20 protein-coding genes, 3 tRNA genes and 1 pseudogene are annotated in these 24,456 nt (G+C 38.0%); 17 read left to right on the plus strand and 7 right to left on the minus strand.

From position 1 onward, the window contains the following. The first annotated feature begins 29 nt into the window (after positions 1–29). From ACN6NE_RS22590 to ACN6NE_RS22610, 5 genes are all read left to right on the plus strand, one after another. Positions 30–1,424, plus strand: coding sequence for a phospholipase D-like domain-containing protein (locus tag ACN6NE_RS22590; protein WP_474327750.1), 1,395 nt, complete (start codon positions 30–32; stop codon positions 1,422–1,424). A 226-nt stretch (positions 1,425–1,650) separates the two neighbouring features. Further along, positions 1,651–1,724 (plus strand) — tRNA-Trp (locus ACN6NE_RS22595). A gap of 26 nt (positions 1,725–1,750) precedes the next feature. Next, positions 1,751–1,832, plus strand: a tRNA-Leu gene (locus ACN6NE_RS22600). A 19-nt stretch (positions 1,833–1,851) separates the two neighbouring features. Further along, positions 1,852–1,923, plus strand: a tRNA-Gly gene (locus tag ACN6NE_RS22605). A 216-nt stretch (positions 1,924–2,139) separates the two neighbouring features. Continuing rightward, positions 2,140–3,540 carry a Na+/H+ antiporter NhaC family protein gene (locus ACN6NE_RS22610; protein ID WP_474327367.1) on the plus strand — a complete coding sequence of 467 codons (1,401 nt, stop codon included), beginning with the start codon at positions 2,140–2,142 and terminating at the stop codon, positions 3,538–3,540. A gap of 199 nt (positions 3,541–3,739) precedes the next feature. Here ACN6NE_RS22610 and ACN6NE_RS22615 read toward each other — a convergent pair. Further along, positions 3,740–3,946: pseudogene (locus tag ACN6NE_RS22615) on the minus strand (spore gernimation protein KB); the annotation flags it as partial. Positions 3,947–4,105: 159 nt separating this feature from the next. On the opposite strand from ACN6NE_RS22615, the gene ACN6NE_RS22620 reads away from it, so the two are divergent. Together ACN6NE_RS22620 and ACN6NE_RS22625 are read left to right on the plus strand one after the other, a co-directional pair. Beyond that, positions 4,106–4,618, plus strand: coding sequence for a GNAT family N-acetyltransferase (locus ACN6NE_RS22620; protein ID WP_474327369.1), 513 nt, complete (start codon positions 4,106–4,108; stop codon positions 4,616–4,618). Between the two features lie 188 nt (positions 4,619–4,806). Further along, positions 4,807–4,929: a YjcZ family sporulation protein gene (locus tag ACN6NE_RS22625; protein WP_013056948.1), complete on the plus strand. Its 123-nt coding sequence runs from the start codon at positions 4,807–4,809 to the stop codon at positions 4,927–4,929. A gap of 74 nt (positions 4,930–5,003) precedes the next feature. Here ACN6NE_RS22625 and ACN6NE_RS22630 read toward each other — a convergent pair whose 3' ends face one another. Further along, on the minus strand, positions 5,004–5,942 hold the full coding sequence (locus ACN6NE_RS22630) for a VanW family protein (protein WP_474327372.1): 939 nt from the start codon (positions 5,940–5,942) through the stop codon (positions 5,004–5,006). A 178-nt stretch (positions 5,943–6,120) separates the two neighbouring features. On the opposite strand from ACN6NE_RS22630, the gene ACN6NE_RS22635 reads away from it, so the two are divergent. Together ACN6NE_RS22635 and ACN6NE_RS22640 are read left to right on the plus strand one after the other, a co-directional pair. Continuing rightward, positions 6,121–6,936, plus strand: a complete 816-nt coding sequence (locus tag ACN6NE_RS22635; protein WP_129708999.1) for a hypothetical protein — start codon at positions 6,121–6,123, stop codon at positions 6,934–6,936. A gap of 299 nt (positions 6,937–7,235) precedes the next feature. Then, positions 7,236–9,302, plus strand: a complete 2,067-nt coding sequence (locus tag ACN6NE_RS22640) for an FUSC family protein (protein WP_474327374.1) — start codon at positions 7,236–7,238, stop codon at positions 9,300–9,302. Between the two features lie 26 nt (positions 9,303–9,328). Here the strand turns inward: ACN6NE_RS22640 and ACN6NE_RS22645 are convergent, their stop codons facing one another. The 5 genes from ACN6NE_RS22645 to ACN6NE_RS22665 all read right to left on the minus strand — a co-directional run bounded on the left by ACN6NE_RS22645 (position 9,329) and on the right by ACN6NE_RS22665 (position 11,978). Then, positions 9,329–9,622 (minus strand): hypothetical protein, encoded by a 294-nt coding sequence (locus ACN6NE_RS22645; protein ID WP_474327376.1) that lies wholly within the window; start codon positions 9,620–9,622, stop codon positions 9,329–9,331. Positions 9,623–9,689: 67 nt separating this feature from the next. Then, positions 9,690–10,151, minus strand: a complete 462-nt coding sequence (locus ACN6NE_RS22650) for a DUF3231 family protein (protein ID WP_240530759.1) — start codon at positions 10,149–10,151, stop codon at positions 9,690–9,692. Between the two features lie 353 nt (positions 10,152–10,504). Then, positions 10,505–10,762, minus strand: coding sequence for a hypothetical protein (locus ACN6NE_RS22655; protein ID WP_474327378.1), 258 nt, complete (start codon positions 10,760–10,762; stop codon positions 10,505–10,507). A gap of 121 nt (positions 10,763–10,883) precedes the next feature. Further along, a complete protein-coding gene (locus tag ACN6NE_RS22660) occupies positions 10,884–11,210 on the minus strand; it encodes a YflT domain-containing protein (protein WP_013056955.1) in 327 nt (108 codons plus the stop codon). Between the two features lie 348 nt (positions 11,211–11,558). Next, complete coding sequence (locus tag ACN6NE_RS22665; RefSeq protein WP_013056956.1) at positions 11,559–11,978, minus strand: hypothetical protein; 420 nt, start codon at positions 11,976–11,978, stop codon at positions 11,559–11,561. 270 nt (positions 11,979–12,248) lie between these two features. Here ACN6NE_RS22665 and recQ point away from each other — a divergent pair, with 270 nt between their 5' ends. The 8 genes from recQ (at position 12,249) to ACN6NE_RS22705 (ending at position 24,432) form a co-directional block, all read left to right on the plus strand. Continuing rightward, complete coding sequence (gene recQ, locus ACN6NE_RS22670; protein ID WP_474327380.1) at positions 12,249–14,384, plus strand: DNA helicase RecQ; 2,136 nt, start codon at positions 12,249–12,251, stop codon at positions 14,382–14,384. Positions 14,385–14,497: 113 nt separating this feature from the next. After that, positions 14,498–15,874 carry a sigma-54 interaction domain-containing protein gene (locus ACN6NE_RS22675; protein WP_129709017.1) on the plus strand — a complete coding sequence of 459 codons (1,377 nt, stop codon included), beginning with the start codon at positions 14,498–14,500 and terminating at the stop codon, positions 15,872–15,874. A 217-nt stretch (positions 15,875–16,091) separates the two neighbouring features. Then, positions 16,092–17,075, plus strand: a complete 984-nt coding sequence (gene speB / locus ACN6NE_RS22680; RefSeq protein WP_474327382.1) for an agmatinase — start codon at positions 16,092–16,094, stop codon at positions 17,073–17,075. An 82-nt stretch (positions 17,076–17,157) separates the two neighbouring features. Further along, complete coding sequence (locus ACN6NE_RS22685; RefSeq protein ID WP_129709024.1) at positions 17,158–18,612, plus strand: aldehyde dehydrogenase family protein; 1,455 nt, start codon at positions 17,158–17,160, stop codon at positions 18,610–18,612. 14 nt (positions 18,613–18,626) lie between these two features. Then, complete coding sequence (locus tag ACN6NE_RS22690; protein WP_129709027.1) at positions 18,627–19,988, plus strand: purine-cytosine permease family protein; 1,362 nt, start codon at positions 18,627–18,629, stop codon at positions 19,986–19,988. A gap of 256 nt (positions 19,989–20,244) precedes the next feature. Beyond that, on the plus strand, positions 20,245–22,857 hold the full coding sequence (locus ACN6NE_RS22695; protein ID WP_129709030.1) for a helicase-related protein: 2,613 nt from the start codon (positions 20,245–20,247) through the stop codon (positions 22,855–22,857). A gap of 174 nt (positions 22,858–23,031) precedes the next feature. Then, the gene (locus ACN6NE_RS22700; protein WP_129709033.1) at positions 23,032–23,211 is read left to right on the plus strand and encodes a hypothetical protein; all 180 of its coding nucleotides are present in this window, start codon (positions 23,032–23,034) and stop codon (positions 23,209–23,211) included. Positions 23,212–23,511: 300 nt separating this feature from the next. Beyond that, positions 23,512–24,432: a 1,4-dihydroxy-2-naphthoate polyprenyltransferase gene (locus tag ACN6NE_RS22705; protein WP_129709697.1), complete on the plus strand. Its 921-nt coding sequence runs from the start codon at positions 23,512–23,514 to the stop codon at positions 24,430–24,432. Positions 24,433–24,456: the final 24 nt, after the last annotated feature.

Here is a 24,456-nt window from a genome sequence, read left to right on the forward strand (position 1 = left end):
CAGGAAACATGCTAATAAATATACTCATAATGATTGTCGTATTGTACTTCATATATGTATTCGCAACTGCAGTGGTACTGTTTTATGTCCCTTTGCACAAGGGAAAAGACTTAAAAGTAATGAATACTGAGAATTTTTACGGGAAGAAAGAATCCACAGACCGAGTTATGCTTTTGGAAAACGGTTATTTTTCAGGGCTTGTTCGAATGCAGATGATTCAAGAAGCGAGGCATACAATCGATATTGCGTATTTTTCCATCGGTAAAGGTCGTTCTTCGGATTTACTTATGGGCGCTTTATTCGAAGCTGCCGATCGAGGTATACGTATTCGCGTGCTGTTAGATGGGATCTCTCATGGGTTAAAAGGTAAGAGAAAAAATGTTCTTTATGCTTTAGCTTTCCACGATAATATTGAATTAAAGTACTATGAGCCCTTTACTATTTTTAAACCTTGGACATGGCATAATCGTCTTCACGATAAAATAATAGTAGTCGATGGCCAATTAGGTATTAGTGGAGGACGAAATATTGGAGATAAATACTTGGCCAGTCAACCAGATAAAAATTTTGTCTATGACCGTGATGTGCTGATTTATAACACAAAGCAAGAAAGTCATAGTGTTATTCTCTCAATGGAGAAGTATATAGAGAAATTATGGAATCATCCGTATACACGCAAAGCTTTTCCAAAGCTCAAGAAAACTAAACAATTTCGTGGTCTTTCAGGAAAAAAGTTGTTGATAGATCAATACGAAGAGGCCAAAAAAGCAAACGAACCTTTTGTCCATCCTTATATTGTATGGAGAGAATCAACGATGCCTACAAGAAAAGTTTCTTTTATTACAAATCCTATTCAAAGAATGAATAAAAGTCCTTTTATATGGAAAACATTTATTAAGCTTTCGCAACAAGCTGAAAAATCCATTGTTGTTCAAAGCCCTTATATCGTACCAACAAAAGAGATGGAACAGTATATAGATAAGCAAGTAAAACCAAAAGTGCAAAGAATTATTTTAACTAATTCTATTACATCCACTCCAAATGCTATGGCTTTTTCTGCATACTTGGGAGTGAAGAATCGCGTCATAAAAGCTGGTTCAAAGCTTTATGAATATCAAAAGCCTTATTCAATTCACGGGAAATCTGTTGTTTATGATCAGCGTTTAAGTGCAGTTGGTTCTTTTAACTTAGATTCACGCTCTGCATTTTTAAATACTGAATCCATGGTTATGATAGATAGTGAAGAATTTGCAGCCGAGTTAACAGGAGCTATTGAAACTAAAATTTCTCACAGTACGCTTGTGGGAAATGAGGGAGAACCTGTGGATTTTAATACGGATTCTCAAAAAAACGCGCCTCCTGTAAAATCTGCACTGCTACATATTCTTTCGGTCTTTACACGATTTTGGAGACATTTTGTATAGTACTGTGTTACAGCAGAGTCTCTAAAAACAAATAGTCGATATTAAAATTAAAAAGGACTGCAGGTGGTGAAGGGAATGTGTGAAAAGCTGTGATATGCCTCACAGTTTTTTTTGAATTGCTAGTCCTAGTCATGACTTTTAAAAAGACCTATTGACGAATTTCTATATATGTTTTATTATAATATAGCGTCGTTGATAAACGAGGTTCTTTTAGAAAATCATTTCTAGGGGCATAGTTTAAAGGTAGAACTACGGTCTCCAAAACCGTCAGTGTGGGTTCGATTCCTACTGCCCCTGCCATTTTGGAGTTATCTTTTAATTCACACGCGGGTGTGGCGGAATTGGCAGACGCGCTAGACTTAGGATCTAGTGTCTTATGACGTGGGGGTTCAAGTCCCTTCACCCGCATCTTTATTTTCATATATGTGCGGAAGTAGTTCAGTGGTAGAACACCACCTTGCCAAGGTGGGGGTCGCGAGTTCGAACCTCGTCTTCCGCTTCTTTTCAAAAGCAGTTTGCATGTGCAAACTGCTTTTTTTTGTTGTAGAAATAAAGAGTTTTATTATGCTGTTTTTAATCAGAAATATTTTATTAAAGCCGTACTGCTTATACGTGTTGTTTTCGTGAATATACACATAATATTGGGGTTACATTAAAAGCTAATGAACGATACGTGAAGACATCTAATATGGTTTTTAAGATAGGGGAGAGTCCTATGGAATCTAGTTGGTTTTCAATTATACCGTTTTTAATTGTTATTCCAATAGCTATTTTCACCAAACAAGTGCTGCCAGGGTTGTTTTTAGGCCTATTAGTAGGCGCTTATTTGATTGATCATTCGATTATAGGAGGTGTTGAAAAACTACTTCACTACGTTGTACAAGCTCTTAGAAATAAAAGTAATATAGAAATCGTCGCCTTTTTATACGCGTTTTCAGGGCTTATCGGAATGATTAAGACGGCTGGAGGAGTTAAAGGTTTTGTGGAAACAGCTGCTGAAAGAATTGATACAAGAAAAAAAGCCCTTATTTTAACCTATGTTTCAACCATTGGAACATTCAGTGCTCCCACATTTCGTTTTGTTACAATCGCGCCCATTATGAGAGCGCTGCTGAAAAAAGTGAAAATGACGACAGCAGAGCTAGGGTTTGTTATTGAAACAACTGCTACTCCTGTTATCGTCTTAATTCCCGTGGCAACCGCATTTGTCGGATATATGGTATCAATCATTCAAATGGCGATTGATCATCAAGGCATAAAGCAAGACGCTTATTCTTTATTCATTCAAAGCATTCCTTATAATTTCTTTTCAATTGTGATTATTTTAGTAGGGATTTATTTCAGCTTTTTTCATCATTCAAAATCTACGGCTCCTATGAAGCTTGAAGAAGAAGACGAAAAAGATTGGCATGATTGTCATCCTTGCGTATCGAAGGATTTGCCTTCTAAGCCTTGGAATCTGTTACTGCCTTTACTTGTTGTGATTTCGTTCACTTTATTTTTAACATGGTGGAGCGGTCATCATAAGAGTCACACTTTTTTTGAAGCATTTATTAAAGCAGACGTGCTAGAAGCGATGGTAGTAGCTTTAATTATAACTATATTAATTACCCTTATTTTTTTCTTATTTCAGCGCTTTACCTTACAGAATTTGCTTAATGGTTTTATCACAGGAGGCAATGACTTAATGTCCGTTATTCTGTTGTTATCGGTAGTATGGGGATTATCCGCTGTTACAGAAGACTTGGGGTTTTCCAACTTTGTGACCGCACATTCCAAGTGGATTCCTCATATGTTCATCACCCCGTTCATGTTTATCTTTGGAGCTGCTATTTCTTACTTTATCGGGTCTGCTTGGGGGACGTGGGGGATTTTAATGCCGCTTGGCGTATCGCTTGCAAGTTCTGCAGATCTTTCTTTGCCGTTGATTATCGGTGCAGTATTTGCAAGCGGTTCATTTGGATCATTTTCTTCACCTTTAAGCGATGATACGAATACCATCGCCAAAATATTAGATTTATCTGTTATTGAATATGCCAAGTATAAATTAAAGCCAGCTTTAATTGCAGCGGGAATAACAGTTGCTTTTTATCTTGTTGTATCTTTCTTGTTTTGAATGTGGGAAATAGCCATCTAGTATCAATTTTTCATTTTTTTTAGCTTAAAGTATGCATACAGTCCTAATGATACGCACACTAGCATGATACAAGTAAGCGGAAATAAGATGGTATTAACAAAATGATCATAAAACCATATATACACGAACATCACCTCGATCATTTTAAGGCTATTCTTTCTATTTACTAGAGATGCAACTATTCGTGCTGCTTCTTCCTATTCCTTAAAAATGCGATAATCAGAAGCAGTACAGGTATGATAGAAAATAGTGGCATATGTAAAAGAAATCTCGCAACGTGTAGGCCTTCGTAAAGGTGTTCTTGAAAATTACTAGCGATTGTAATCGACAAAAATAACACAATGGTGCCTAAAGGATAAGCTAGCCGTGAAGGAGATTTTATTTGTCCTTTTTTCTCTTTTGTTTTTCTTTTTCGCAGAGTCACTTTATCTTGTTTTAAAGAAGCGTCAACAAAAGCAATAGTAACTTGGTGCAAAGAGGTTTTTATATCTTCATTATCGAAACAAGCGTATAGAAAGATAGCTTTGAGATAGGGGAGAACCACATGAACATTGAGACCAACAGATTACTAATACGCAAATTTAAATATGAAGATTGGCAAGATGTCTACGCATATACATCTGATGCTAATGTCATGAAGTACATACCAAAAGGTGTTTTTAGTAAGGATGATGCGAAGAAATTTGTAAATGAAAATACGAAAGAAAATGTTAAAAGTTTTCCAGTTGTATTAAAAAATGAAAAAAACCTAATTGGTCATATCGTCTTTTTTAACTATTTTGGAGACCATACTTATGAAATTGGCTGGGTATTTAATTCTCTCTATCATCAGAAAGGATATGCTTCAGAAGCGGCAAAAGCAATAGTGGACTACGGTTTTAACACAATGAAACTGCATCGGATTATTGCTACTTGTCAACCTGAGAATACGTCTTCTTATCGTGTTATGGAGAAGATCGGGATGAGAAGAGAAGGGTATTTTAAAAAATGTATTCCAACTGAAAAAGGATGGTGGGATGAATATTGTTACGCGATTTTAAAGGAAGAGTGGAAATGAGCTTTACTTTTACGGAATTACATTTTCCGAGTTGTAAAGACGAAAACAAGCCCAATTTTTAAAAAATGAGCAGAACAGCAAACCAAAACGTCTAGGCAGACATACAATAACCTATCCATGAGAAACACCCCATGTTTGAACCTTCTTTGTTTTAGCAACAGAAAATTACGTTGAAAGGGAGTGCTTGTATGTCTAATGCTGGATGTGGATTTGGTTCTGGTTTCGCTTTATTAGTTGTATTATTTATTCTATTAGTAATTATCGGATGTAGTTGTTATAGCGGTGGTTACGGTGGCGGCTACGGCTGCTAATTATATCACTGAATAGCCTAAAGGATATCCTTTAGGCTTTTTTTATGTTCATTATAAAAAGCTGGAAGAGATGATTAATCGGCAGGCTCAGTATCAACATGCGATTCAATTTTTTTCTCTTTCGGCAATTGATCAATAGAAGCCCAAGGCACGCGGCGAGGCTTATATTCAATCGCATCAGTAGAGTAAACGGCCACGCTTACGACTCCCCCGTGCACCTGCGCTCGAATCAACAAAGGATCACTATACGTATTTTTAAAATGAAAGTCAGGTCCATACCAGCTGACGGTAGCGTCTCGCCCAGGAGGTACGTAGGAAACACTGCGGCTGTGTGAGTAGCGCTGCGTAATCGTGACGCCAGCGTTATCGACAGCGTTAAATAAAGTAGAAGAAACTTGGCAAATTCCTCCTCCAACTCCTTCAGAATACTCTCCTTTTACAATGATTGGCGCACGCATATACCCTTTTGCTGCCGTTCTTTTTCCGACGGTTTGATTAAAAGAGAAAACTTCCCCAGGAAATATGACGCTGCTGTCTAGTGATTCAGCCGCAAGAGAAATATTGTGAGAACGATTTTTATTATGAGGGTTAAATACGGTATGATAATGACCGATTTGCTTAATACGAATCGTTGCAAGCAGCTCCTTATCCACGCGAGGCGGAACAGGAAGCGTCGGGATTTCTAATGTTGACGTACCGCCGTTAAAAAAATAAGTATAAAATTTCTCCGCAAAATCTTTATGATATAGTTTGACACCCGCTTGCTCAGGAACAATTTGTCCGCTTTTATCAATCCGGGCATTTATGGGCTCTCTATATGTTTTTTTATCCAATTCTTTTAGAAGAAGATTATATCGATCATGATCAACCATAGGTACAGGAAGAAGAGGAACAGCCACTTTTTCCCGTTCAATCCGTTGAATTGGTTTACCATCATGAGTAATAGATAGGTGGTCTTGTGTAGAAAGAGGTTGAATGAGCATTAAAAGTCCAACCATCCAAGTGAAATTCATATCATATACCTCGCTTTCACCTGTTAGTATGAATAAAATGAACGGTTTAATGTATAGGATTCATAAGCTCTTTTTTGTATTATTTTCCATGAGCCGAGCGTGTAAAAATTTCTATTTATATTTGTATGTGTACTTTCGCATATTACATAGAGAAACTACAAGGTAATGAGGGTAGACAATGACAAAATTAATGATTTTAGTCTTTATGCTTATTAGTTTTTTTGTGCATCCCCAAAAGATGAAAGCAGAAGAAAACCTTACGTACTTTCCGGTAAGTGACACAGGAAAAGTATTAAAGTGGAAACGTGTAGAAAACTTACTGCTGAAGGGGAAAAAATTTAAAGTTATCGATGTGGAAACCGGTTTTTACTTTTATGTGCAGCGAAGAGCAGGCTCGCACCACGCAGATGTTCAGCCGCTTACACGTCAAGATACGAAAGTAATGAAGCACTTATATAATGGAAAATGGAGCTGGAACCGAAGAGCTGTTCTCATTCCGTTTAAAGGCCAAATGCTTGCAGCTTCCATGAATGGAATGCCTCACGGAGCCGGTGCGCTTGACAATGGGTTCCCCGGCCATTTTTGCATTCATTTTGCAGGAAGTACGACTCACAAGTCTCAAAATGTGGATCCAGGTCATCAGTTAATGGTATTAAAAGCAGGAGGAAAACTTGATGAATATGCATTAAAAGCTGAGCCGGCAGAAGTCGTCAATATGTTTTTAACAGGATTAAAGCAAGATGATGATGCCTTAATGCAGCCGGTTTTGCGCGTGAAGCAAGAGCATAAGCTATGGGCAAAACTGCATAGTATCTCCACTATTTATTATAAAACGGACTTATTTCATGCAAAAAAATATAAAACAAAAGAGAAAATCACCGTAGATTGCCTTATTTATTACGAGAATAAAGGGGCTCAAAAGACAACGATGGTTTTTACTTTAAAAAGAAATCCATTAACAAACGGATGGGAAATTTCTTCTCTTACATTGTAAGTACTGATTAATGCTTAAAAACACATCTGACAGAAAATAGATGTGTTTTTAAGCATTTGTTTAGCTCTTTAGTCCTTCGCAATGTTATAGTGGAAAAACGTGCTTACATACGATAGAAAAGAATAAAAAAGGGTATAAGTAATAATATTACTCTTTCTGTAAAGAACTCTACAGCACGAAAGGAGAGGGGGTTTATTTTTTCATATTGGTTTAGTCGCTTAGTCGCTGCAGATCCTGGACGAAAAAGGCTCAAAACGGCTTCTAAAGCTACGATTAGCGTAATTACAGCGGTTGTTATTATGCTGATCGTATTAAAAGCAGCGGGAAGCTCACAAATTACCGCTGCTATTTTATCGGGCGTAATCGGCCTGATGGGTATACTGGTTGTGAATGATGAAACAACAAAAGCAAAAAAAGTGACAACAGGCTTAGTAGCGCTTTCTAGCGCCGTTTCTCTCGGAATTGGCTCGTTTTTATCACGATATGGACAAGCAGAAAATATTTTTCTTGTTCTGTTGGTGTTTTTGTCTTTTTATTTACAGAAATTTGGTATTCGCTATTTTTCCCTGTCGATGGTAGCATTTATGTCGTTTTATTTTGCTTCTATTTTACACGTCACATTGTCTCAGCTGCCGTGGCTGTTAGCTGGCGTTATAGTAGGAGCCTGCTGTGCATTTATCTATAATTTTGTTATCTTTAAAGACCGACCTGCCAACGTGCTGAGGTCTTCAATGAAATCATTTCATATTCAAGTGAATTTGGTGCTTGATTTAATTATTGAGTTAATTCAAAAGAAACAAATTGAACCGGCTCAAATCAAACAATATAACCGCAATATTAAAAAACTAGCGGAGTATGCCCGTGTAGCATCAGAAGAGCTTGGAAATACAGATCCCCACGACATATGGCCTGGCGTAACAGCTGAACAGATGCGCCTTTATGTATTTGATACAGTTATGCTGCTCCAGACATATTCCCAGGCGATTCGAAAGCTCAGTGAATTAAAAGCATTTAATCATTTTGATATTCAGCAGCTGCTGTTAAAGCTAGTGGAGTCGATTCGCGAAGCGGAAGTATTAAATGAAAATCCTACTCATTCCTTAACGGATGCAGCTCAGCATCTGCAAGAGCTACGCCAAAAATTAAGTGAACTTGAACCTCAAGACAAAAGGTATAAAGATTGGCTTTACTTAATCCGCCGTATCGAAACGATATCAAATCACGTGATTGATGAAGCCTATGAGCTGCAGCAAGCAATTGTGAAACAAGAAAAACAGCCTCAAAAAGAAGCGGAAGAAAAAGAAGACGAAGAGGATAATGATGAAGAAAAAGGATTAAAACCATCTACGAAAAAGTCTATTCAAGCGGTCATCACTGCTGTTGCGACGCTAGTATTTGGCTCGTTTTTATCTCCATCGCACCAATATTGGGCGCTCTTAGCAGGTTATTTAGTGCTTCTTGGTACAGAAACAATAGGGAGTACGTTTGTAAAAGCAGTCCAGAGAAGTGTAGGAACGCTTTTAGGAGCAGCTGTTGGCTTTGTTGTCGCAAGCTATGTTTCCCCCGGAATGCTAGAAGTAACGCTGCTTTTTATCTGTGTGTTTATGGCTTTTTATTTCTTTCCTATTACGTATTCGTTTATGAGTTTTTGGATTACGATGATGCTGGCCTTTATGTATGATATGCTTCTTGGTGGAATTTCAGAGAGCTTGTTACTGGCCCGCGTGTTAGATACAGTCGTAGGAGTTGGAATTGGTTTAGCCGTATCGGCTCTTGTATTTCCTAAAAGAACAAGAGATAAAATAACGGACACTTCAATAGAATACGTATCGGCTTTAAAAGAATTTGTGCAAACTTATTTGCATCGTTTTACGAATCAGCATGCGTTTACCAATTTAGCTGATAAAGGAATGGAATTAGAAAAAAAGCTAAAACAGCTTCATGTCGATTCAGATCCTATTATCAAAGGTTTTGTTGGCCGTTCACGTCTGCAGCAATTTTTGACCGTCTTTACAGCCATTAATTATTATGCCAAGCATTTAGTAGCGTCTTCTACTAGAAACGAAGCTTTTTATAATGAATTAGAATTTCATGGTGTAGTAAAGGAAGTGGAAGAGAAAGTGACAAGCAACTTCACTCAGCTTGAAAAAGCGTTGCGAGGAGAGCGAGGAACGTATGTACACACGCTTGAAGATGTAAGACAAAAGATTGAACAATCTTTAGATTATTTTGATACGTCCGTTCAATCAAGAAATTTACAGCATCTTCAGCTGCTGCATAACATTTATTACGTATGGAAAATCAATCAATCGGTTGTTCACTTAGCCAAAGAGCTAGGAGCAGAAGAAATAAGTAGTGAAGACTAAAAACCAGCGAATATTTCGCTGGTGTTTTAGTCTGATGAATAAGGAGACGTATCTTTTCTAATCGTTCTCCACGTGGTTTTAAGACCGGCATAGCTGCCAATTGCGGCGTATCCATAAAAATATCCCATAAACAATCCGGCAATAATATGATGAGGATGACTGATAAATACTGAAAAAAGCACGCCAACAGCTAAAGCAATAGTCGGAATATACTGCTTTTTAGGATGGAAAAGCCATTTGATCAGCTGCGTCACGATTAATACGACAGGAACACCAATGACTGCGTCCCAAAAATTTGTATGAATTGTAGGGAAATCCATATTCAAGCACCTCGTTAAATGTGTTAGATGTAAGGTTATCTATGCTGCTTACCTTAAAACACTTCAATTAGTTATGAGGTGCTCCAGGTGAATAATAATAAGGTGGAATTTTAAGCCAGCCTTTTTGCTGCATCAGACTTTTCACTTTTGATCCTAATATGACCTTTTCAGTGTGGAATTTTAGCCACATCAATCCAATATCGGTTCTAATAGACTGTCCCATATTCGTGCTGCACATGACGATATTAGAGGCAACTTTTACAGATATTAAGTTAGCGATTTCAGAATCCGTTGCTTTTGCTCCTAATGGAATGCTGTTAGGGTCGGATTTCGGCTTGGTAGCCGGTATTTCAGGAAGCAGAATTCCTTCTTTAACCATTAATTTTTTTAGGGTATCAATCTGAGATTCAGCCAGGTTTTTTGAGTCTTGAATAAGCTTAAGCAGTTCACTGTTGGTTGTTGTATTAAGACAGGTTTCTAAGGCGGGTACTTCTTCCGCTAAAGCAGTGAAATATAACCAGCATCCCATAGCCTCACCAATATGCGGGGGAGGGGGCGAATCATCTGTAGAAGAGTTCTTTATATAATCAAGTAGTGTCTCAATGACGTTAATCATAACTTTTTATAGTTTATGCTTCTTCATTATTGCCTTCAGCAGAAAAGGATAAACACAGCTAAGAAATGTTACATATAAAATTGATTATGATGAGTGTAAGGAAAAGTATCTCACGCAGCAATTTACAACGATGATAGTACATTTACTGTCACCACATCTCAAGGTATAAAAATTGTGGCAATGTGTAATAAATACGTTGGGGCTAGAAAATGAAGTAAATAGAAAAAAATCTCCTTGCTCATCAAGGAGATTTTTTATCAGGTGTGTTATATAGTTTTTCTCCGGTGCTCTCTCCATAAAGAAGTTAATTCCTCTGACCAATATTTATAATCAAATACCGTCATATTTTTGCTAGGCATAAAAACATTCAACAGCCAATTAACCCTTAATTTGTCCCTGACGCCTATCGTTTTATCATTTTTACAGCAGCCTTCATCACAAGGTTTATCGTGTATCTTGTAAGGAATATTTTTAACGACTAATCCATTTTTCACACGTTTTGTGTACTCAATTCCTATAATCAAATATATCACTCCTCACAGTAACTCTTATCTTCATAATCATATGTATGAATGACTTCTTTAATGAAAGGGTAAGAAGGGAGGAAGACAAAAATAAAAAAAGCCCTGCTGTAGGGCTTTTAGATTAAGCAACTTTTGATGCAACGACGATGACTTTACCGTGATCTAATTCTTCTTCATAGCGTTCAGCTTCCGGCTGTGATAATCCTAATGAACGCATTTTGGCACGAAGCTCGTCTCCTCGAGAACGAAATACATTCGCAATCGCATCAAAAACACCTTGTTCAGAAAGACCGATATTGTTTGTATTTGTTGCAGCTGTTAAATCCTCGGAGCGATCTTGATGGTGTGCAAGTAAATAAACTTCGTCTTTTGTAAATCCTTCACGCAAAAATTGTTCGATTGTATCTTTTGCCTGTACGCCATTTTCAACTACTTTTACATTTACCATTTCAAAAAACCTCCTTGTATGATAGACAACTTTCTCGAATACGTTTAGTAATGAAGAGAAGTTTAAGTAACTTATCTCCTTGTTTTGTGTATACACGTTATTGGAAGTGATAAAACCTATTTCATGAAATTGAGTTAAAAAGTCTAATATAGAAGAAGAAGGAAAAACGCTGTTATTTTTAAGGAGAATCTGGTGAAAAATAAGCGGGAAGAAGCTTTAGCCAGTCTTTTTCCTGCATCGGTTTTTTTTTTTTTGACCTTTTAAGGTACAGTACAAACTGCAAAAAGCCTAGATCTTAAACAGCTAAGATCCAGGCTTTTTGCATGCATAAAAATAGAGAAATTTAATTTAAGATGAAAGACGTTCTTTTTGTTTTTCATAAACAGAAGTAGACTCGTTCCATGTATATCGACCATCTTGTAATTGAATGGTTGCGCTGAATGGACAGTCTATTGACGTTTCTGCGTCATCTAAACTACTTTCAAGTAAACTTTTTTTAAATCGAAGCAAATCTTCTTTTGAAGCAACTCGAAAAACCATTTCTAACGTAAGATCATCGTCCATTGCATTGTGTAATTGACTAATACTTTTGCGGAATTCTTTATTATATTGAAGCATAATTTTAATATCTGCTACGCAAGCAACACCAAACACATCTTTCACAACAGACTCAACCGTTAACTGAGTTGTGGAAGCATATGTTGAAATATTACGCTGTGGATTTTCTAAATAATAAATCGTTTCTACAGGATGTCTCGTGATAAGCACCTCTTTCCTATTCTTAATTATACAGGAAAAAAGAATGGAATGGGGAAAGATTTTTAGGAAAGGAGTCCTGACATACATAAAAAGACTGTTTGCGATAGGAGAGAGAGTTATAAATTGAGGGCTTTTCGCTTATCATTTTTGCTATATCCTTAAATCAACGAATTCTGTGCAACATCCCTTAAGATTTGATAAAATAAAATTCTACGTCTTAATTTCTTCCAATGGATTCCTCAACTACTATTTCTACTTATTTTAAAGGAGGACGCTATTTTGCAATTTGAACAAGCTTTAACACATTTACAGTCCTATTTTGGCTATGATTCATTTCGAAAAGGACAGGAAGAGTCGATTCGTTATGTTTTAGAAGGGCATAATACCGCTTGTATTATGCCAACAGGGGGAGGGAAATCGCTTTGTTATCAAATTCCTTCATTATTATTAGAAGGCACGACACTGGTGATTTCTCCGTTGATTTCCTTGATGAAAGACCAAGTCGACACGTTGAACGCAGCTGGTATTCCGGCTACGTATATCAACAGCTCGCTGACGCACACGGAGGTGCAGCAGCGCTTGGAAGAAGTAGCGCTTGGCGAATATAAGTTACTTTATGTAGCGCCGGAACGACTGGAATCACCGCAATTTTTAGAACAGCTTCAAATGCTTCCTATTCCGCTTGTGGCGGTAGATGAAGCACACTGTATTTCACAGTGGGGTCATGATTTTAGACCGAGTTATTTGCGCATCAGCGACCTCATCAGCAAGCTGTCTAATGCTCCGATTGTGATGGGGCTGACAGCTACTGCGACGCCTCAAGTGCGTGAAGATATTTGTCGAGCTCTTCATATTAATGAAGAGTACACGGTGATGACGGGATTTGAACGTGAAAATTTATTGTTTGCGGTTGTGAAAGGTCAGGATCGAATCAGTTATATCGATCAGTATATCCGTAAAAATGATCAAGAAGCAGGCATTATCTATGCCGCTACGCGTAAAGATGTTGAAGAGCTTCATGCTAGATTGCAAAACTCAGGAATCAACGTATCAAAATATCATGCTGGTATGAGTGCAAACAGCCGTGATGAAGAGCAGAACCGCTTTCTGCAAGATGATGTGCAGGTGATGGTGGCTACCTCTGCCTTCGGAATGGGGATTGATAAATCCAATATTCGCTTTGTTCTTCACTATCAGCTTCCAAAAAATATGGAAAGCTATTACCAAGAAGCAGGACGTGCTGGTCGTGACGGACTGCCAAGTGAGTGTATCGTGCTTTATTCTCCTCAAGATATTCGCGTGCAGCGCTTTTTGATTGAACAGTCAACGTCGAATCCTAAAAAGCAGATTCAAGATCTTGAAAAGCTGCAAAGTATGGTGAACTACTGTCATACAGAAGGCTGCTTGCAAGCGTATATTCTTCATTATTTTGGAGAAAGTGAAGCGCATGAGTGCGGCCGCTGCAGTAATTGTACGGATGATCGTGTAGAAATAGACGTAACGGTCGATACGCAAAAAGTATTATCTTGTATGATTCGTATGGGCGAACGCTTCGGTAAAATGATGATTGCTCAAGTATTAACGGGTTCTCGAAATAAAAAAGTAGTTGATTTTGGTTTTGACAAGCTGAAAACGTACGGCGTCATGAGCGACCGGTCGGCTAAAGAAGTGAGCGATTTTATTGAGTATTTGATTTCAGAGCAGTTTATTTTAATAGGACAAGGATCATTTCCTACTTTATCAGTAGCAGCCAAAGGAAAAGGTGTGCTTCTTGGTACGGAAAAAGTGATGAGAAAAGAACAAATGGAAGTGAAGCAAATTGTCCAAGATGACGAGCTGTTTGCTCATTTGCGTTCCGTTCGAAAGCAGCTGGCAGACGAAGCGGGCGTGCCTCCTTTTGTTATTTTTTCAGACGATACTCTTCATGATATGTGCGCAAAACTTCCGGTAACTCTTGAACAGTTCGCCACTGTAAAAGGAGTCGGAGAACAAAAACAAGAGCGATACGGAGAACGATTCACAGCTGAAATCAAACAGTTTGGTAAAGAAAATCCAGATCGAAAGCGAGAAGTGTCAGCACCTGCTCCGAAAAAAGCAAGGGCATCGTCAAAAGAAGGGTCTCACTTAATGACGTATGAGCTCTTTCAGCAAGGGAAATCGTTAGATGAAATTGCTGCAGAGCGTGAATTGAGCCGTATTACCATTGAAAATCATTTGTTTAAATGTGCAGAAGAAGAAAAAGAAATCGACTGGTCCCCTTTTCTTTCAGAGGAGGACGAAGAGCTTATTTTAGAAGCTGCTTCGTCAGTAGGTGATGAAAAGTTAAAACCAATCAAAGAAGAATTACCTGAAAACATTACTTATTTTATGATTAAAGTAGCGCTGTTTAAACAAAAAATGAAGCAGCTATCTTAAACAAAAGCTCCTATTTTAGGAGCTTTTTGTGTTGAATAAGTGAGTTTATTGATAAAATAGAAGATATAAATGTTTGAAAAATCAGATTAAATAAAAAGGAGTACTGCATTGAGATGATTGAACGAGAGCTTGAAGCTATTTTGCATGCTTCTAACGACAATATCGTCATCACTGATGAAAAAGGGTGTATTTTACGAGCGAGTCAAAACTGCCGTGATATATACGGGTATGACGTGTCAGAGTTAGTCGGACAAACCGTATACGAATTGCAAGGCCGCGGAATATTTTCACCTTCCGTTACGATTGAAGTGTTAAAGAAAAAGAAAGAAGTACAGCTGATGCAAAAAACAGAAACGGGAAAAGTGGTAATGGCAACCGGTATTCCCGTTTACGATGAAGATCAGTGTATGAAAAGAGTAATCAGCTTTTCACATGATTTAACAGAGCTTCAGCGCTTAAAAGAAGAGTATCAGCAGCTCGAGGTTAAAATGAAAACATATCAGCTAGAAGTGGAAGAGCTTCGGGAACAGCAGTCAAATGATATGGTCATACGAAGTGAATCGATGAAAAAGGTATGGTCCATTATTAATCGCGTGGCAGACAGCGATGCAACGGTTGTGTTGCTAGGTGAATCGGGTGTTGGTAAAACGGCTTTTGCTCGTGCTTTACATTATGGAAGTGAACGAAAAGAAGAGCCGTTTATTGAAATTAACTGCGGAGCTATTCCAGCTAGTTTGTTTGAATCTGAAATGTTTGGATACGAAGCAGGCTCTTTTACAGGTGCAAGTACAAAAGGGAAAATAGGAAAGTTTGAATTAGCTCATAACGGCACGCTTTTTTTAGATGAAATAGGAGAGCTCCCTCTTGATATGCAAGTGAAGCTGTTAAAAGTGCTGCAAGAAAAAACAGTCACCAAAATTGGAAGTGAACGAGCCAAACACGTAAACTTCAGGCTGATTGTAGCAACAAATCAGCCGCTTGAGGAAATGGTCAAAAAAGGAACCTTTCGCGAAGATTTATTTTATCGGTTACATGTTATTCCGATTACAATTCCTCCGCTTCGGGAGCGAAAAGAAGACGTCGCGGCACTGCTTTATCACGTGTTACATAAACAAAATGAAAAATATAAAATGAAGAAATTTTTTCATGCAGAAGCATTAAATCTATTGGTTGAACATCCGTGGCCTGGAAATGTGCGGGAGCTTGAAAATACAATTGAACGCCTTGTGTTAACAACAGATGAAAACAGCATCTCGCCTCAAGACCTGCCGTTTCATGCAGAAAAGATCAAAAGCGAAAAAGAAGAATGGGAGACTCTTGATACGTTAACCTCTCAGGGAATGACGCTTCAGCAAGCACTTGCAGAAGTGGAGAAAAACTGGCTGATTCGTGCTTATCGCCAGTGTCAAACAACGTATGAAATGGCAGATGCATTAGGAATCAGCCAGCCTACGGTCGTAAGACGTTTACGAAAGTACAACATTAAATAATGAGATTTTAATTCAAAATGAATTAACTGATTCAATACTGAATCAGTTTTTTTGTTTTGATTCTATTATGAATTAAAAATCCTCCATAATTGCACGAAATAGAGTGATAAAAATTGGCATGCATTTTGCATTAATAAAAAGTATCTAAATAAAAAGCGTCAGTATCTAAAATGATGATACGGCGCTAATGAATGAAACCCATTAGGAGGAATAAATCATGCCAAAATATCAGCCGAAAAATTCTTTTGAATCTCCGCGTTTTTGCGGACCTCGAACGTTTATGAGACTTCCGTATGTAGAACAAGTAAATTCAGAAATGAGTTTTATTGTGACAGGTATTCCATTTGATTCAGGTCAATCTTTTCGAACAGGAGCACGTTTTGGGCCGGAAGCTATTCGAGATTTCTCCATTTTGCTTCGTCCGTATAATCCAGAACAAAAGATTAATATCTTTGATTACATTTCAGGCGTGGACTACGGCGATTTATCAGTCGTTCCGGGATATATTTTAGAAACGTATAAAAAAATTGAAGAAGGGTTAACGCCGGTTGTGAATGAAGGAATTATTCCTATTTCACTAGGCGGTGATCATTCGATGACGCTTGGTGAACTTCGTGCCATCGCGAAAAAGCACGGACCCGTAGGGCTTTTACAGTTTGATGCTCATTCTGATACGTGGGATAGCTATTTTGAACAAAAATACAATCACGGTACGGTATTTAGACGAGCAATTGAAGAAGGGTTAATCGACGTGTCGCGCTCGATTCAAATCGGTATGCGAGGCAGTCTGTACGGCATTGAAGATTTAGAAGATGCAAAGAACTTAGGTCTAGCTCTGTATACGACAAATGAATATAAAAAACTGGGCGTTGAAAGAATGCTAGAAATTATTCATGAGCGTGTAGGGGAAGGACCCGTATTTTTATCGTTTGACATTGACTTTTTAGATCCAGTTTACGCGCCGGGAACAGGAACGCCTGAAGTATCGGGTGCAAGTATTGACGATGCGCTTCAATTCGTTCGTGGGTTAACAAATATTGATTTTGTCGGATTTGATTTAGTAGAAGTACTGCCAGCTTATGACCATGGCCAAATTACAGCAGCAGCGGCCGCTAACATTGTTTATGAATTTATCACGCTTATCGCATTAAGAAAAAAAGCAAAAGAAGAAGAAGCGCTGTTAGTGAAAGCACGCGACTGAATATAAAGGAGGCGGTAAAAGTGGGAAGGTACTATTATCTTCCCACTTTTATATAAGAGTTCTCTATAGGGAGTGTTTGACTATGAACGGGCAAGTAAATGTAAAAATAGATAAGAAACAAGAAAAAACATTAAAAAGAGAAATACTCAATCCAGCGACCAATAAGATCATAGCAGAAGTATTTGATTCGTCACTTCAACAAGTAGAGGAAGCGGTAGATAAAGCAAAACAGGCTTTTGAGCAGAGTGAATGGAAGAAAAATAAATCACTGCGTTTAGGGATACTTACGAAACTAGCGGACTTATTAGAAAAAGAAGCAAGTGTATTTGCCGAAACAGAAACATTAAATACAGGCAAACCGATAAAAGAATCACAGTTAGATATCGAAGATACGATTAATTGTTTAAGATATTACGCAAATTTAATAGAAGAAAATCAGCCCTGGACAAAAAACATGTTCGACAATACAAACAGTAAAATCATTCAAGAACCTATTGGCGTATGCGCGCTAATCGTTCCTTGGAATTTTCCTTTACTGCTTGGCATGTGGAAGCTGGCTCCTGCATTAGCAGCTGGAAATACGGTGGTTTTTAAACCGTCAGAATTAACGCCACTTTCTTTTCTGAAATTAGATTCATTATGTGAAAAAGCTGGTATACCAGAAGGCGTGTTTAATTTACTTACAGGAGACGGTAAAGTGGGAAGCGCGCTGGTTGAACACAAAGACGTAGCCAAAGTCTCTTTTACAGGAGGATCAGAAACAGGCAAACGTATTTATCAGCAGTGCGCAAAAGAGATGAAAAGAGTTTCGCTTGAACTGGGAGGGAAATCTCCGCTCCTTATTTTTGAAGATAGCGAAATTGATATTGCAGTAGATTGGACAATGTTTGGTTCATTTTTTAACCAAGGACAAGTGTGTGTAGCTTCATCGCGTATACTTGTACATCAATCTATTTATAAGCCGTTTCTTTCTGCTCTTACGGAGGCTGTTGCTACTATAAAAATTGGCAACCCCTTAACAGAGGAAACGGAGATGGGTCCGGTTATTAGCAAGAAGCATCTGAACAAAATACGGAATTTTATCAAGCTAGGTCAAGAAGAAGGTGCGAATTTATTAACAGGAGGAACGTTAATCGACTGCGAAGGTGGAAACTATATGAAGCCGGCTGTGCTCGTCGATGTGGAGCAGCATATGAAAGTCGTACAAGAAGAAATATTTGGTCCGGTCATTACCGTTCAATCCTTTTCAAGTGAAGAAGAAGCCATAGCCCTTGCCAACGGCACTAAATTTGGTTTAGCTGCAGGAATTTTAACGAACGATGTAGCGAAAGCAGAGCGAGTTGCTGAATATCTTCAAGCGGGAACGATTTGGATCAACGGCTACCATACACCTCATATTGAAACTGCTTGGGGCGGTTTCAAAGAAAGCGGCATTGGCCGAGAGTTAGGCCCATCTGGCTTAGCTGCTTTTACTGAAACAAAACATGTGAATACAAATTCCAAGTTAGCTCGAGCCAATTGGTATCAGAAAAAATGAAAGGTGGAAAAGGAATGACAACAAAAAGTGGTCTCGCCCATGATAATGTGCAGCCGATTGCAATGAATAAAAGAAGTATGGGCTTCTTCTCTACATTTTCCATGTGGATAGGAGCCAATGTGGTAGTAACGACCGTTTTTACGGGAATGCTGTTTGTACCCGATATGCCATTTCTAAAGGCATTATTTATTATCGTGCTTGGCTCTTTAGTTGGTGCCATACCGCTCGTGCTAATGGGGAATATCGGAACTCGAACCGGTCTTCCAACCATGGTTTTAATGAGACCTGCCTTTGGACAAAGAGGAGCTATGCTTCCTGCTGCTGTTAATCTTATTACATTAATAGGCTGGGCCTGGATTCAAGCCTACATGGCAGGGCTAAGTTTAAATCATGCCGTTACCTTTTTGACCGGTTACAGCAACATCAATCTATTTACAATTCTTACTCAAGTGTTGGTAGTAGCTATTTCTATATACGGACATAAAGGCATTGAAGCAACGGAGAAATTAGTAGCTACGCTTATGGTCATTTTAGCAACCGTTGTGTTTAGCTATTTGTTTATCGAATTCGATGCAGCCAAATTAATTCAAATGAAAGCAAGCGAAAATCCTGGCATTACAGGGATGTTAGCTTTTGATATTGTAGTAGCTACAGCTTTTACGTGGATTCCCATTGTTTGCGATTATAACCGAAACTGTAAATCTGAAAAAACGGGAATTGCGGGAACGTATTTAGGGTATAACGTCGCGACTTTAATTGCGATGGGGTTAGGCGCAACGGTTTCCGGTTTTTCGATTCTCGGAAATATGACGCAAACGTATGACCCAGTAAATTTAGTTGGAGCATATAGACCGCTGTTAGGATTAGTAGCAGCCATCGTAATTTTTTTATCGGTACTGTCCACGAACGTAATGGTATTGTATAGCGCGACGATGTCTTATTTATCTATTTTTCCAAAGCAGCGGTTCTGGATACCGGCACTAACCATGGGAGTTGTGACAGTCCTAGGTTCTTTATTAAAAGAGTGGTTGATGACAAATTTTCAAAGCTTTTTGCTTATGATCGGCGTCTTATTTATTCCCATTATCGCGATTGTTCTTGTTGATTATTATATCATTCGCAAAAAACACTATGATGTTTCAGCTATTTTAGAAAAACAAAATAAACTGTACTGGTATACAAAAGGATTTAACCTTCATGTGTATGTATCTTATATAGTGGGTGCTGTATTTGCCTACTATTTCACGTATGTTCACCCGGTCGCCACAGGTGCAACGATTGTAGCTTTTTTATTTACAGGTGTTTTACATGTATTGTTAACCAAGCTTTCAAAGCTCTCCATCCCTTATTCAAAGGAAATCGACAGAAATGCTTGATATACGCTTGTAATAGACTGAATTATCTGAAATATAACACCGTCAAAAAGCTCCTATTTAAAGGAGCTTTTTGTGCTGAATAAAGGAGGGTTTTACTATAACAAGGCAAGCAGATTTAAAAATAGATGAGAAATAAGTAAAAGCAGGGAGAAGAGAGGTTCTTAATCCAGCCACAAATAAAGTAATAACGTGTATTTGATTCTGTCAGGGGTCTTTCCTATAATAAATGTAGGAAAACTTTCCAAAGGAGAATTTTATGTTCGAATTAGAGGCTATTCAAAGCAGGGCCATAGAAAAAACTAAGCATACATTATTACAGGATATAAAGAGCGTACTAGGTGAACAAGCTGAATGTCCTGATTTAGAGACTTATTTAACAGACAGGCACTCTTTTATTAAAAAAGCCTGGGGAACTACGTGGAGAAAGGTAATTGTTTCTTCTGTATCTAAGAAAAACAGAAAGTCTTATTTAACAGAGAAAGGCTTTGAGGTAAAAGGGTATAAACCTCAAGCTATAGATAAGTTATTTGCTAAAGAAACGAGAAAAGGTATAGAGTTTGATGCTTTTTCTTGGCTAGAAAAACAGTACGGAAAGGGCAATAAAGCAGAGTGGCTATCTCTATACGGAGAAGCAAGAGCTGAATTCGCCGAAAAAGAAGAAGAAAGAAAAGAGAAGGAACGACAGCAAAGTATTAATGATCGAAAAGCTAGATATCAATTACAGTTAAACTTAGAAGCAGCTCCTATTTTGGAAGTAAACAAAGAGCTGTATTACCTACATATAAGAGAACAGCTTTCCCATCAGCTGTCAAAAGACATTAAAACAAACTCAAAGTATATTGAAAATTATGCGCCGCATACTGAGCTTGAAGATGAATTAATAGCAAACGGTGATTTAACACGCTATGATTATGAAACGGTTAATGAATTTTTTCAAGAGCTCACCGGTAACGTAAGCTCAGAATTAGACAGATATTCAACGATTATATTGTTTGAAACGTATGAAGATGTATACGAGGTATTTATCACCGATAAGATTTATGAAATCATTCCAAGTATGATTATGGATGACCTTCCTACTTCATTTAAAGAAGAATATAAATCTTATACAAATGCTTCGGTAACACGAATGGATATTATAAAAGCACTTAGAAGTGATTTATCGGATTTGGTCTATGAATATAAAAGAATGCTTGTAGAAGAAAAGCTTTCCGATGTACTAGAAGTTTCAGATCACAACTTAACGATTGAAGAACATCAAGAGCGATATCAACAGCAGCTGGAAGAAAGAAGATTACAACAGGAACGTGAACGTGAAGAAAAGAAAAAGCTTATTGAAGAAGAACAGCGACAGTTAAATTATATTTTTGGTGCAGAATACGAAATGGACCCAAGAAAAGAAACGGAATACATCCTTCATCTCGGTGATACAAACACAGGAAAAACGTATACGGCATTAAAGTCATTAAAAAAAGCTGCTTCGGGTAGTTACTTAGCGCCGCTTCGCCTGTTAGCTTTAGAAGTTTTTGAAAAGCTGAACAAAGACGGAGTCCCTTGTTCGTTAAAAACAGGTGAAGAAGAAAAGATTATCGAAGACGCTCAGCATATGGCCGGTACCGTAGAGATGTTTAGTGAATTAGAACATGGCGATGTAACAGTCATTGATGAAGCACAAATGATTCAAGACAGAGACCGAGGTTTTTCATGGTATAAAGCCATCACTCGAGCTAATGCCAAACAAGTTCATGTTATCGGGAGTTTAAGCATTCGAAGTATGTTAGAAGAGATGTTAGACGGTGTGATCTCAGAAATTCATGAGTATGAAAGAGATATACCTTTAAAAGTAGATCTTCGAAAGTTCAAAATTGAACAAGTGAAGCCCGCAGATGCTTTAATTGTTTTCTCGCGTAAAAAAGTGCTCCAGACAGCGGCTAAGCTAGAAAAAGATGGTCACAAAGTTAGCGTGATTTATGGAAGTATGCCGCCTGAAACGAGAAGAAAACAAATTGAGCAGTTCATTAATAGAGAAACAAATGTCATTGTGTCTACAGATGCAATTGGAATGGGGTTAAATCTTCCAATTAGACGAATTGTCCTTTTAGAAAACATGAAGTTTGACGGACAAAAGAGGAGATTGCTGACTTCTCAAGAGTTAAAGCAGATTGCAGGTCGTGCTGGAAGGAAGGGCCTCTACAATGTTGGAGAAGTTGCATTCGCTAAAGATGCAAAACAAATGAGAGAACTGTTATTTTCAACAGACGAGCAAATCAGCAAATTTTCAATTGCGCCTACTTCAGATATGCTAAGAAGATTTAAAGAATATCATCATGACCTCGGAACGTTTTTTGATATGTGGGCTAAATTTAAAAATCCAAAAGGGACACAAAAATCAAATTTGGCACAAGAACGTGAACTTTATGAGGAAGTGAAAGACACGCTGATTGAAGCGAAAATGCCAATTGTTGATTTATACGGCTACTTGCAGCTGCCTTTTTCAGCCAAAGAAAGCTCTTTGAAAAAGCAGTGGGTTGCCAGCATGAATGCGATTGTTAACAGAGAAGAGTTACCTGAACCAAGGATGATAGAAGGTTCACTGGAAACATTAGAGCTGTCTTATAAAGCAATTGGCCTGCATCTTTTATTTTTATATCGAATGGACAGAAGGCCAGAGGCTATTTACTGGGAGCGTGTCCGAGAAGAGCTTACAGATAAAATCCATAACGTATTAAGAAAAGATATGAAAAAATTTAAAAGAACGTGCAGTGCGTGTTCTAAAGACCTTCCTTGGAATCATGATCATGCGATATGCGATTCGTGTTTTCATAAAAGATTCCGCAGAAGACACGGGGACGACGATTTTAATTACTAAGATGTAGTGATAAAAAAGAGGCTTGTATAAACGTATGTTAGTTGAAGGAAGAGGCTGGGGCAAAAGTATTTTAGCCGAAGTGAAAAACGACCCATTGATCAAATTGTTTGATTAGTGGTTCGTTTTTTTTGTTATGGTGAACGTAGGTTTCATCTGTTTCGTTCCTTCTAGCTGTTGATTGGAGGGCAAGGCGAAGACTCCTGCGGGAAAAGCGGAAGAGATGAGACCCCGCAGAAGCGTAAGCGACGAGGAGGCTCAGCGGCCGCCCGCGGAAAACGAAGCCATGCACGGAAATCAACAGTGGTGTACCAAACACCCCATACTAAATCATTTATCCCATTTGTTCATCTTTAGATGAGATTGATTTAGTTAAGTCTCAACCTCACTTTTCGTATAAGCTTTTCATCTTTTTGCTATAAATTTCTGCGTCAAAGCAGATTTTTGTAGAAAAAAATCGGAAATGTATAAGCGGTCATCTTGTAAAAAGACCGATAAATTATTATGATATAGAGTGGAACTTATATTTTAAAGAGTTCCGTGATTTTTTTTGTTGGGCGGACGTGTATTGTATTAGAGTAAGTTTGCTATCATTCGTTATGTTAAAAGCAGCACTTTTAAATAGAGATACGGTTCGTAATAGAAGGGAAGAGGATGATGACAAGTCATAACAAAGAAAACAAAGCTGCAGTCGAGCAGTACAGTAAAGGGAAGATTTTGTGGCAATTAACCCGTCCTCATACGCTAACAGCATCGTTTGTACCGGTTTTAATTGGAACAGTTCTAGCCATGTTTTACGGTCATGTGAACGTTTGGATGTTTCTTGCGATGCTTTTTTCATGTTTGTGGATTCAAATTGCGACGAACTTATTTAACGAGTACTATGATTTTAAACGCGGGTTAGACACAGAAGACTCCGTAGGTATCGGAGGAGCTATCGTCAGACACGGCATGAAACCGAAAACGGTATTAAATTTAGCACTGATTTCTTATGGAATTGCTCTTATTTTAGGTATATATATATGTGCAAACAGCAGCTGGTGGCTTGCTTTAGTTGGATTAGTAGGTATGGCGATTGGTTATTTGTATACGGGCGGACCGCTTCCGATTGCGTACACACCGTTTGGAGAATTATTTTCAGGTCTTTGCATGGGCGCGATGTTCGTGTTGATTTCATTTTTTATTCAAACGAATACCGTAACGTCTGAAAGCATCTTTGTATCACTTCCGATTGCGATTTTAGTAGGTGCGATTAATTTGTCTAACAACATTCGTGATATAGAAGAAGATACAAAAGGCGGACGTCGTACGCTAGCTATTTTATTAGGTTCTAAAAATGCGATTAGATTTTTAGCTGCTTTGTTTGGCATTGCGTATATTTGGACCGTTGCATTAGTGATATTCTTCGATATTAGCCCTTGGATTTTTTTAGTGTTTCTTAGTGCACCTAAGCCAATTCAAGCCGTACAAGCATTTGTACGCGGAGAACTTATTGCGATGAAAGCAACTGCGCAAACCAATACGTTTTTTGGATTTACTTTATCAATCGGATTATTAATTGGCTATTTAGTAAGCTGATTGAGTGGAAAAAGCCTGTCTTTT

It is taken from the genome of Priestia sp. 53B2, assembly GCF_056099005.1.